The organism is Vreelandella titanicae (assembly GCF_014697095.1).
Taxonomy (GTDB): Bacteria; Pseudomonadota; Gammaproteobacteria; order Pseudomonadales; family Halomonadaceae; genus Vreelandella; species Vreelandella titanicae.
Genome location: NZ_CP059082.1, coordinates 5,013,148 through 5,025,074 on the forward strand (window position 1 = coordinate 5,013,148; position 11,927 = coordinate 5,025,074).

Genomic DNA, 11,927 nt, shown 5'->3' on the forward strand with positions numbered 1-11,927 from the left:
ACACTGACAACGACACTGATTCTGAATAAAAACGAGGCAACCCATGACCGCAACGGCACTGAAAAAAGAGATGGATATGGCGGATGTGCACAATAGCGAGGCTTTTGAAAACCACGCTTCTGAAAACAACACGGCGTGGCAAAAAGTTTGTACCAAAGATGATCTGGTAGCGTTCTCTGGCATCGCCGCCTGGCTGGAAACCGCCGAAGGCCCCGCCCAGGTAGCTATTTTCTACTTGCCCGGGCTACGAGGAAAGGGCGATGAACTCTATGCTCTCGACCACCATGACCCCTTCTCAAACGCCAACGTGATCGCTCGTGGCATCGTTGGCGACCTTAAAGGTGCGGCGGTAGTCGCATCGCCTATCTACAAGCAGCACTTCCGCCTTGAAGACGGCCAGTGTTTAGAGGATGAGGACGTTAAGCTACGTACCTGGAAGGTTGAATTTAAAGGTGATGAAGTGTGGGTTGAGGGGTAACCACATTTATTAGCCTGGTTAAATCGACAACGCCGCCATTAAGGCGGCGTGGTTGTTAGCAGGCAGTCACTCTCAAACGTTATTCATCTAAAAAGCTAATCAGCGCCTGATTAAACTCATCGGGATGGGTAGCATTGAGACCATGGGGCCCGCCCTTGATCACTTGCGTTTGCGCATTGGGCAGTAGCTCCTGGGCCCGCTTGCCACTAACTTCAAAGGGCACAATGCCATCAGAATCGCCATGGATGATTAGCGTGGGGATATCGATACTCGGCAGGTCTTTGCGGAAATCGGTATAGCTAAACGCCTTGATGCAGTCGTAGGTCGCTTGGGGTGACGCAAAGGCGGCAATATCGCGATGATACTGGCGGTTCGGCTCGCTAACTAAGTCGCTGCGTTCACCTGCCGTAAAGAAGCTCTTGGTAAACTCTTCCAGGAAGGCAAGTCGGTCGTCTTTTACGCCCTCAAGAAACTGATTGATGGTGGCATCATCAAGACCACCTTCGGGGTTGTCATCGGCTTTATACAGGTAAGGCGGCACCGCTGCGGCAAAAACGGCTTTGTGAACACGACTGGTGCCGTAGCTGGAGAGGTAGCGCGCCACTTCACCGCCGCCCATGGAAAAGCCCACCAGGGTGGCATCGTGCAAATCCAGCGCCTCAATCAGTTTCTTGAGGTCTGACGCTAGGGTATCGTAGTCGTAGCCGCCATCGGCCTGGGTTGACCAACCAAAGCCCCGGCGGTCGTAGGTGACCACTTTGTAGCCAGCCTCTACCAGCGCAGGCACCTGCTTTTCCCACGAGCGGCCACTCAGCGGCCAGCCGTGAATCAGCACCACGGGCTTGCCCGCCCCGCGCACTTCGTAATAAAGCTCAACCGGCGCGCCCTGTTCCGTTCCTACGCTCAGCATTGGCATCGTCTCACCCTCCTGTTTGGCTTAACGTGAAGTATTTATGTGCCACATCAGGCTAGTACAACCCTTTAGGACATACCAAAGTGGGCTGTTAGTAGCTCTTGATACGCTCGATAAGAGCGCAGCTATTACTGCTAGCCCTCGACTTTCACGATCCCGCGCGCATGAGGGTAAAGAGACTTTGGGGTTGGTGTTAAACAATTACCGTGAACTACCGCGCCTAAAGGGAAACGAGGGATAAGCCTGTTGACTAGCGGCAGGCACGGCCACCCCGAAGCGCTTTTCGATATCGCCCATCTCGATAAACTTCTCGCCACGTTGGTAAGCGGCACGCAGGTGTTCGCTGAGTTCAGTGACTGCTTGTGAGGGCTTGGCCCACTGCTCCTTGGGGAGGGGCTTCGACCACTCCGCGAGCCAGTCTCTGGGCACGGCTTTGGGCAGAATGTGCTTCATGCGGTATTCGGTGTACCAGTGAGCGAAGCGGGCATGCTCCCATATCCGCTTGCGCCGAAAGCGCCGCCAGCGGGCAGGGTCGTTTGTACGCTCGCATTCAGCTTTTTCGCGGGCCACATAGGCGTTGTACCACTCGACGCCCCACTCTTTGGCGGAGGGGGTAATCGCATCAGCCCCCTCTTCCATAAAGCGGCGAATATACTCCCACTGGGCCAGTGCCCCCGGCAGGCCACCCACGCTGACTATGATGCCCGCACCCGGCAGCGTGTAGCCTGGCCGCTGCGGGTCAGGCGGCACCAGCGCAAAGTTCCACCCAAAGCCTGTGATAGCCCCCGGCCCGAGGCCAGGGTTAAAGGCACACATCGCGACCACATCTTCCCAGGGTACCAACACTGTGCGTCGTTCGCGCTTCAATAGCCGACAGATGGCGTCATAAACCGGCGGGTAAACGTAGAAAAAAGCCAGGGCACCGATATGCAGCAGCGTCAAACCCACAGGGAAACTCGGCCGGGCACCGCGCAGCCATTCACCCACTTCGATCACACCCATAAACCCCCCAGCCGCTGCGGCTAAGCCCGCTGTAGACATTAACCACAGGTTTTGAGGCGCGGGAAGCCAGAAGCGACCTGGGGGTTCTACCACAAAAGCAACTTCACGGCGCTGACGGTTTAGGCGAATAGGGGGTATGCGCTTAAGCAGCGTATTGATCCAGATAATGCCTAGAATAAAGATATACAAAAAAACAAAGTACAGCCCCCCCCCCCAGAATGCTAATACTTGGCTATACGCGGTGTTTTTTATGATTGCCATACAAAACACCACTAAAAAAAAGCCGTTCATAAATAACGCTAACCCACTTAGCACATGCCCTGCTGTCATCATGGTGTCGGGGCTCGCGCCCTGGCGAATATCCATAGTGACGTCATCGTGAAGCACATCGATATTCGCCACATCTACCGCGTACTCGCTATCTGTGGGTAGGGGTAGCGGACTCAAACAATATTGCTCACCCCCGGCACGGCTTTCCCGTTCGCCCGCGCGCATGGGGGGTAAAGCATCTTTGGGGTTGGTGTTAAACATTATTCGTCCTTGTTTAGGGTGCCCAGGGCGTGAGTGGCATACCAGGCCAAGTGCCTATTTTGACGCTACTGAAAAAACTATCCGTCAGGGCACTCACTTCACGCCACTCTCCTGGCAGTGAACGGCCACGACGGTGTAGTTCATAGACTTGCGTTGTGGATTCACCGTTGAGGCACGAGCGCACCACCAGTCGTACAAAGTAGAACTGACTTAGCGCCTCTGGTGCAAAGTGATAGGTGACATCTACTCGAGAGCTTTCTGTTCTATTATGGGCATACGCCAGCACATCACGGGTCAGCTCTTGATGGCCCCCACGCATTGGAACACCCCATACACCGAAGGAGAGCGTATCTTCATCGGGTGGCTGACCACCGGGCATGGTCAGCCGGAAGGCTAGATCGCTAGCGGCAGGGCCAGGCCCAGGGCCTGCATGGGGTGCTGCCACGCCTTGGCGCTCCACGCTAACCTCGCTGCCACTTAGTTTGCCCAGTTCCTGCTCGTGCTTTTCAAGATTCCACTGTTTGCTGCGCTGTCCCCAGTAGCTGCGCTGGCACCATTGCTGTACCGGGCTTAGCGAAAAACGGCTGGCCAGCAAGTCGCCCATCACCAGTAACAGTGTACTTGCCGCAACGAACCAGCCCACCGGCCCAGCGAACTGCAACATCAAAAGCCGCAACTGCGCAGCAGGCGTGCCTAATATTCTACCCACAAGCCACCTGCCAGCTAAGGCAAAGCCCCCTCCTGCTGTACCAGTAGCCCCCACAAGTGCCACCTGAGTGGCTAAACGCTCCGCCTGGGTCTCGGCCCGCCCCAGCTTCTGCCCTTGCCTAATCATCTCAAAAACACCAGCCACACCACCCAGACCAGCAACAAAAACCATGGCTTTATTGGCTGCCCTGGCCCAAAGCTCCAACTGAACAGGGCTACCCGCTGCTGCTTTCAATTCAACATGGGCGACTTGTTGAAAGGCTCGCCCTTCATAGAGCTTGCGATGGCGGGCATCGACGATCATTTCTCTAATCGCCATAAGTGATGCCGCTGTTGCCGCTGTCTGAGAACCTGCGTTACCTAGACTTTCAGAAAATCTCTCAGTACCAAAACTTTCAAACAGATCTTTCATAGCTACACAGGCCGTGATGGTCCCCATCGCCGACAAGCTACCGTTCACCAACACCCCCACCGCCCGGGATACAGACACTTCATTCTGCTCGTTTCGAATCAGGGTATCCAAGCTGCTACGCATCGTCTCACGGGGCTGATTGGCCAGCGCTTTGATGGCGTTGCGCTCAGCCAGCGCTGCGCGGGTAGCGGCTTGGCTTAAGCCGACTATTTTCAGGGCGTGGCTGCCGTTTTCATTAGCGGGGAAGCTGTGATCTGACAGCTCTTCCAATGCCTCGCCGAGCAACTGCTGCTGTTGTCTGATCTCTAACTCTTTAGCTCGGATTTTTCTAGCGTTGAACTGGTCAGCGGCGCGTCGATGGGCCTGACTTGTGCCCCGACGAGAAGCACGTTTTATTTCTGCATCCCGCTCTTGGTAATAGCGCTCCATATCCTGTTCCAATCGCTGGAGCAGCGATGAGGTGCGTTGTGCCTTGGTGGTGGCCTCCCGCAATTTCCCTAGCACGGTTTGGTCGGGAATATCCCAGCCCATCTCAGGCAGCCCCAGGCGCTCAAGAAACATTAGCCGTTGCCCTTCCGGCAGCATGCCTGCCAGATTGGCAAAGCGCTGGGGCATCTCCAACTGTTGTGCATCGTCTAGCAGCGTTTTGATCACCGCTTCACCCAACATTTTCTCTTTGTAACTGACCTCCCCGGCGATATCCGCCACCACATCATCGGCGAGGCCCTCAATGCTGCGAAAGCGCAGGCCTATTTGCTCATCAATAGTACTCTGCCACGTTTGGTAATTACTTAGTGCGCCAGAGGCGGTCATCAATGCCGCCGCCTGCGTTAAGGCCTTTTGTACGCCATCCATCTCGGATAGGAAGGTGTCAATAAAGGTTTCGGTAGGAATAAAGTGAAGCAAGTGAGCGGTGTTGGGGGTATCGCCCATATAATACTGGGCAAGAAAATCGCTTTGCCCACACAATGCCAGCGTTTCGAAAACGTACTTCTCGATTTTACTCGTCAGTTTTATGTGTAGCGCTTCTTCCCGATCCAGCACCAGTGCATAGTCGTGCCATACAGGTGCTAGCCGCGCCATATCCTGTCCTATGGCTAGGTAAGCCGATTGCCACTCCTCTTCAAGGCCGTTGGCGTAGGCTAGGAAATTTTCCATATCCTGCTGACGAATGACATCTACAATGCCATTGGGTGCCAGCGCGTAGTTGCCGCCAATCACTTCATTAAAGTGAGCCTGCTCGGTTTCCTCGACAAACGCTTTTACTGATTCAGCATCCGTACCTAGGTTTTCAGCTATATGCTGGCTGAGTTCGTCGATATCCCGGTTAATGGGTGCCAAGGCGCTACCGACTACTCCAGTGTGAGCAGTATGGATAGCCTCACGCCTTTCGCGGCGCTGCTCGTAAAGGTCTGCCAGTTCGCGTAGATCAGCTTGATCATCGCTGCCAGCATCGCCTAGCCATTCGGGAATATTGCCTTGGCCAGCATTAGCGGCATGCGGCGCAAAGTTAAGGGTCATCAGACCATCAATCGTGCGTGCTGCGAAGTTCTCGGTCTGATACTTATCCTGCCAATGACCTTGCTGTTCAGACAATTTTTTCCACAGCTGTGCCCAGTCTGTCACTCGTGCGGGAATATCTTCTACCACGAGAATGGCGCTATCGTTTTGGTAGCTGCCTTTGATGCTTCCCACAATCTCACCAGCACTGGCCGCTTGCCAACCAGTAGGCGTCGCTTCGAGGTCACACCAGGCATAACTTCCCGGGTCGATTTCAGCATCAGCGCCTGCCTCTTGGTCAGGCGCTTCTGGGGTTGCACGATATTCACCGTGGTCGTCTGCCAGTGCGGCAGGCAAGTCATTGGGGTCAAGTAAATGGGCGGTGCCATGGCAGAAGCCGCCTATGCCTACGCGGGTCATTACCTGGCGGCGAAAGGTGGGAATCAATAGCATGGACAGATGGAGCTCAGTTAGCTCCACCATGCTGTGCAGTACTTCGATGCTCCCCTTGCGTTCAAGAATAATCTCATCGCCACTGCCATCGGGCTCTACTTTGAATATCAGGAGTTCATCGGGCGTTAAGCTATGCACAATATATAACCAACCCGAGCGTATCGGCCGAATGCCTGAACGACGAAAACGACCGCCGTGCACTGGGGCAAAGCCATTCACCGCTTCTGCACGCTCGGCCTCAGGCTCTTCGACCATGGCATAACGTACCGGCACTAACTGCATATCTTTTTGCGTTAGCGTACATTGGCCGCTTTCATCGCTGGGGTCATTATCGGGTTGATTATCGGCAACGCGATTCGCGGCTGCTATATCCATGCTCATACCATGTCATCCTTTTCTAACGCTTGCTGGGCAAGATTGACTGCCGCTTTTAACCGCTCCATTGGCGCTTGGTGATTAGGCTGGAGAAGCAACCTAGCAAGTGTAGGGTGTTGATCAACCTCTAAGGCAGCGTCACCGTGGGCACCCAGTATATTGGCAATGTAAAAGTGCGCTCGTTGTCCCACAAATCCCAGGCGAGTTGTCGTTGCGATGACCTGCTCGGCCGCTTTCATCGTAGAGCCGTGGTGACTGATTAACGGGCCTGATGGGAAGTAGCGCTGCAAATGCTTCGCTAGCGTGGCTTGAAAACGCTGCCAGTTCACTTGCGCCAGGGCGGTTAGATGCGCCTCTTGCAAGATAAGCGAAGGCGTTACATTAGGCGCGAGAGCCTCTTGCAAGGAGTTGCTTTGGCTAAGCTGCCACCAGGTAACGGATGTGGTGTTGTTAATCGGTAACCAGGCACGCTCAATAACATTACCCAACAGATGTGTGTAGCTCTCTCCCCCCTGGATATTCAGCAGGCTGTGCATGACAGTGGGAGAGGCAAGGCGCAACACCTGCTGCCCATGGGTAGGGTGATGCACCATCAGCAGCCAGCGTAGGCGGGCTAAAAGCTCTTGGCGGGAGGTGCGGCTGTAAAGCAGCCATCCCCACTCCTGATTAGCCCCCTGTTTTAAGAATGCCTCCCATAGCTCATGTGCCCCTTGAAGAGCCACCAGGCAGGGTGAAGCTTCACGACACTCTTTCAGAGGCGTTTTCAGATACAGCACCTCGTAATCGGGCGCTTCCAATGTTTCATATAGCCAGCGTTCCATGGATGGCCGCGTTAATGCATCCAACAATACGTAGTAGCCAGGTTGATTCACTACGTCGCTGCTTTTAGGCGGCGAGCCCGGCGAATATTGTCGCAAGCCTTCGCTGGTGAAATTACTCATCCTCATGCCCTCCCTAATGAAGCGTTATCATCGGGTGGCTCGCATATATTAGTCAGAGCACTTCCTTGTTTTAGCGCCGATAACTGACGCGATGGCTCAATATCACTACTTAGCAACGGCGAGTGCCCTATCGCTTCTGCCCGGTCATGATCTTTACCTTCTAGCACCGGTGGCAGTTTGGGCGGTTCGGCGGCTTGCCCGGTGCCGTTACCGGGGCTGCCGCCGGCATTGATCTTGACCTGGGAGCCGACGATGGTGATGCCGCTGGCGTCGAGCTTGATAAAGCTGCCGCCTACCTTGAGGGTGATTTCGCTACCGGCTTCGAGTACCGCTTTTTGGCCCGACTTGATATGCAGTTCCCGGCCACTTTCGCTTAACCAGGCCTGCCCGGCACGCATATGCATAGTGCCTTCAACATTTAAATGTTGGGCGCCTTCGGTGTGCTCAAAGCGGTGGCGGTGCACCGTGTGGTGCTCGTCGTTGTCGATCTCACTGATGCGGTCGTTGTGCACTTTGAGATGGCTATCTCGTTTGATCTCCTCGGTGCGGTCGTTAAGGGTGAGCAGCTCCAGATCTTTTTGGGCGTGAAACCAGATCTGCTCTTCGCCGGTGGCGTCCTCAAAGCGCAGTTCGTTAAAGCCTTCCGACTTATGGCTCTGGGTGCGGATCACCGTGCGGGTCTTGTTGGCCGGCAGCGGGTAGGGCGGGGTGTTCACCGCGTGGTAGGTGCGACCGGTGACCAGCGGTTGATCGGGGTCGCCCTCTAAAAACGAGACAATGACCTCATGGCCGATCCGCGGGATCGCCATGCTGCCGTAGCCACCGCCTGCCCAGCCCTGTGCCACCCGCACCCAGCAACTGGCAGTCTCGTTGGGTTCGGCATAACGATCCCAGGGGAACTGCACCTTGACCCGACCGTGTTCGTCGCAGTAGATCTCTTCGCCTTCCGGGCCGACCACAAAGGCCACCTGGGGGCCATCGACCCGCGGCTTGGGGTTGGGCACCGGGCGGAAGGTCTGATCCTTGGGCATGATCACCAGCTCGTTATAGTAGCGGGTCATCTGCTCGCCTGCTTGCGCGGCGCTGGCTACCCCATTGTTACTGTCATAGCCGCCCCGGGCCATGCCGTCCTCTTCCAGGGCCTGGGGCTGTTCGCCGTGGTGCGCCACCGAGACCACCTGCCAGGAACGGTTAAAGCTATCGATATCGTGATCGGTGAGGGTAAAGCAGATGCCGGGGGCAAGTTCCGGTAGGTCGCTCTCGGCCTCGGCGGTGGTGGCGTCGGCGCGCAGGGACTCTAAGCGGTGGCGGGTAAAGGGCTTGCCGGAAGCGTCCTTCTTATAGCGGCCGGGGTAGTCGAAGTGCTCGTAATCCTCCCGTTGGGCGTGTTCGCCCAGCCCCGGCGACTGATGTTCGTGGACCTGGGCGTAGGGCGGGTTCTTAAAGGTGTAGTCCTTGAGCATCGCCGAGGCGGGTCGCACCCGGCTAACCTGACGCAATTTACGCAGGTGGCGTCGGGGCGGTGTGCCCCCGGCGCGACTGTGGTAGGTGCGTTCGCCCACGCTGGGCAGCACCACGGTGGCATCGGCAAATACCAACTGGTGTTTACCGCCCTCGGTGTTCTCAAACTCATGAAAATAGAAGCAGCCCTCTTCGGCGGCTAAACGCTCGATAAAGGCCAGGTCGGTCTCCCGGTACTGAACCAGAAACTCCCGATCAAGGGGCGTGCGGGTGGTGGCAAAGCCGATATCGGTGAGGCTACGCTCATTAGCGTGGGTGGTGATGGCATCAAACGGCGAGGTGTCCTGAAAGATACGCGAATTATGGCGTAGCGATAACCGCCACAGCGCCGGACGAATCTCGACACGGTAGAAGCTGCGGCGGTGTCCCCTATCGCCGCGGTGCAGCTCTGAAATCATCCCATGCACGCGGCGCAGCGGCTCGCCGTCCTGCCAAATGGTCAGGGTGGCGTTTTGATCCAAACAGTCGCTGGGCGACAGGTCGTGGGTGCGGCTGGCAAACTCAACCGAGAGCGCAAACGGCTCCGACAGCGCCTCGCGATGGGTAAAGCGCACCACGGCGGTGTCATCGGCCCCGGGTAGGGTCAGGGTAAACTGTAGGCCCGTTTTGTCCGCCATCGCTCCACTCCTTGGATCATCAACTGCTAATGAGAGGCAGTCAGGATAGCGAGCCAGGGGCAGAGGGCAACCCCTTGAGGGCACGAAGCGTCAATGTCTTACACGCTTGTAAGAGATCTCTTACAAAATAGGGCCGAAGACTCATCAAACAGGCAGCCAGCATTCAATAAGCCACTGACGTTGTGACCAACAAAGTTGCTATGCTTATTGGCTATTTTGACTATATACACTGGAAGAAACCTTCGTGAAGACAGAATCAAGCACTCTAGCGTTCTCCGCTTTTATGGCGCTGTTAATTGGTTGTGCAGGCATCGTGGCCACACTCGCCTCCAACTCCCAGGCGATCCTACTGGATGGGCTGTTTAATCTGATCTATTTCAGTGTTGCCCTGGTGACGATCAAGGTGAGCAAGTTAGCCAGCCGCCCCGATAGCGAATCCTACCCGTTCGGCTATAGCTACTTTGAGTCGCTAGTAAACCTGTGCAAAGGGCTGCTTATTTTAGGCGTGTCTATTTTTGCCTTGGTCGATGCCATTGCCGCCCTACTCACCGGCGGCCGTGAGATCGCGGCAGGCTTGGCGGTGCTGTACGCACTATTCGCCACCGCGGCTTGTTCACTCACCGCTTGGGTGATGCACCGCAGCCAGCGCCACGTAAGCAGCCCACTGGTGGCGGCAGACAAACTCAACTGGCTAGTCAACAGCGTTATCTCTGCCGCTGTACTCGTCGCCTTCTGCCTGGTGATGCTGTTTGAGCGCCTAGGCTGGCAGACTATTCTGCCTTACGTGGATTCGGTGTTGGTCATTGCGGTGGTGGTGCTGTGTTTAGGCGTGCCGGTGCGGATGGCCTCCCAAGCCTTGAAGGAGCTGCTCAACAGAACCCCGGAAGAGGCTATCGCGGTGCCCGTTCGCCAAGCCGTGGCGAGTGCCCTGGCGGATACCGACACCCAAGAGGTGCGGGTGCGCATGGTTCGCCCTGGGCGCCTGCTATATGTGATAGTGCATGTGGTACTACCCGACGCATCCGATGTTTCGGTCTCCACCCAGGATTTACTCAGGGCACGAGTCGATGACGAGGTGCGCCGCTACTACTCTCCCGTGGTGTGTGACGTGGTGTTTACTGCCAACACCCGCTGGGCAGCGCCCTCCTGTGGTCTATTGGTAGAGAAGCAACCATAGATCAGTTGTCCAAGTTACCGCGCCTTGCGCAATAGAACTAGCGTGGCGATCACGCCCACCAGTAGCGCAAGGCCAAATAGCGTTAACGCCAAGGTATGCCCTACAGCATCAATGAGTACCCCAGTAGTGATCACCGGGATGCTAAAGCCCAGATAGGCCATCAGGAAATAGCCCGCGCTGGCTTGGGTGGCTTGTTGGCTAGCCGAGCCGTCCGCAATCGCCAACACGCCGCTTAATCCCCCCAGGTAGATAAACCCATAGCAAGCGCTACTGGCTGCTACCGTGCCCAGCAGTACCGCCGCAAGATAACCTTGAACCGCTCCCCAGGCGATCAACCCGTAGGCAATCGGCAAAATCACCAGACCCAGTCGAGTAGCGCTGCGCGGCGCAAGTCTTCTCGCCCAGGGCTGAAACAGCACCCCGCAGCTGCAGATACCGAAGGTGGCGAAGCCACTCCAGGCGGATAAACCGTGTTGGCTTAATGCCGAAGGCAGAATCGCAATCACTAGCCCCACCAACGCCCAGGCCAACAAAATCGCCAACCCATAGGAGATAGCCCCTTGGGGATAGCTGGGCAAACGCAGCATAGGACTTTTAGTGGTGCTCGGTGCACGATCCTTAAGCGTGGTGACCACCACCAGCGCCAACGAAGCGGTAGCCAAATAAATCCACAGGCTGGGTGGCGATACGCTTGGGGTGTGGAAAACAAACAGGCTAGTCACCGCGGCCCCTAGCCCAAACCCAAGAGCGGTACTGGCCGTTACATAGTTAGTCGCCACACGGTTGTCCTCACCACCCAACAGCATCTGCATATAAGCGGGAGCTACCGCAGACGTTAGCCCCGTACTGATACCCAGCAGAAAGCGTGCAACACCCAGCGCCAGCAAACCGGGCGCTATCAGGGTGATCCCGGTCGCCAAGAGACATAACAACAGCGCAGTCATAATTAGTGGCTTGCGCCCTACCCGATCGGCCAAGCCATTTAACCCCAGCAGCACCGGTATAATACCCACCACATAGCAGGCAAAGGCGATGCTGGTGGCGCCAACGCCCAAACCATCCCGCGCCGCCAGCGCATCGTAAAGTGGAGCCTGTAAATTAACCGCCGTGGTAATCATACATAGCGCAAACGCCAGGCAGGCTGCGCTCCTTCTATTGATCGCGCGATTGACAGTGCGGCTCATAGCTAAGTCCTAAATAAGTACGTCATTGAACCGCTACCCTCCCACGCTTACCTCGCGGCGGTAAGGTACACTTAACCTCCACTTTCCAGACACTGTTCCGCCCTTTTAGCGAACA

General features: G+C 56.2%; 8 protein-coding genes. 2 read left to right on the top strand and 6 right to left on the bottom strand.

What is annotated here, in order from left to right:
* Positions 1-43: 43 nt before the first annotated feature.
* The gene (nirD, locus tag HZS52_RS23165; protein ID WP_027959929.1) at positions 44-478 is read left to right on the top strand and encodes a nitrite reductase small subunit NirD; all 435 of its coding nucleotides are present in this window, start codon (positions 44-46) and stop codon (positions 476-478) included.
* Positions 479-557: 79 nt separating this feature from the next.
* Here nirD and HZS52_RS23170 read toward each other — a convergent pair whose 3' ends face one another.
* The 5 genes from HZS52_RS23170 to HZS52_RS23190 all read right to left on the bottom strand — a co-directional run bounded on the left by HZS52_RS23170 (position 558) and on the right by HZS52_RS23190 (position 9,451).
* Positions 558-1,394 (bottom strand): alpha/beta fold hydrolase, encoded by an 837-nt coding sequence (locus HZS52_RS23170; protein WP_190373797.1) that lies wholly within the window; start codon positions 1,392-1,394, stop codon positions 558-560.
* 198 nt (positions 1,395-1,592) lie between these two features.
* Positions 1,593-2,924: a hypothetical protein gene (locus HZS52_RS23175; RefSeq protein WP_190373798.1), complete on the bottom strand. Its 1,332-nt coding sequence runs from the start codon at positions 2,922-2,924 to the stop codon at positions 1,593-1,595.
* Between the two features lie 13 nt (positions 2,925-2,937).
* Complete coding sequence (locus tag HZS52_RS23180; protein ID WP_190373799.1) at positions 2,938-6,378, bottom strand: toxin VasX; 3,441 nt, start codon at positions 6,376-6,378, stop codon at positions 2,938-2,940.
* A complete protein-coding gene (locus HZS52_RS23185; protein WP_190373800.1) occupies positions 6,375-7,313 on the bottom strand; it encodes a DUF4123 domain-containing protein in 939 nt (312 codons plus the stop codon). The genes HZS52_RS23180 and HZS52_RS23185 overlap by 4 nt, the downstream gene beginning before the upstream one ends.
* A 2-nt stretch (positions 7,314-7,315) precedes the next feature.
* The gene (locus HZS52_RS23190; protein ID WP_190373801.1) at positions 7,316-9,451 is read right to left on the bottom strand and encodes a type VI secretion system Vgr family protein; all 2,136 of its coding nucleotides are present in this window, start codon (positions 9,449-9,451) and stop codon (positions 7,316-7,318) included.
* A 244-nt stretch (positions 9,452-9,695) separates the two neighbouring features.
* Here HZS52_RS23190 and HZS52_RS23195 point away from each other — a divergent pair, with 244 nt between their 5' ends.
* Positions 9,696-10,628 (top strand): cation diffusion facilitator family transporter, encoded by a 933-nt coding sequence (locus HZS52_RS23195; RefSeq protein WP_176316287.1) that lies wholly within the window; start codon positions 9,696-9,698, stop codon positions 10,626-10,628.
* 14 nt (positions 10,629-10,642) lie between these two features.
* On the opposite strand, the gene HZS52_RS23200 is transcribed toward HZS52_RS23195, so the two are convergent.
* Positions 10,643-11,812, bottom strand: a complete 1,170-nt coding sequence (locus HZS52_RS23200) for an MFS transporter (protein WP_190373802.1) — start codon at positions 11,810-11,812, stop codon at positions 10,643-10,645.
* Positions 11,813-11,927 lie beyond the last annotated feature (115 nt).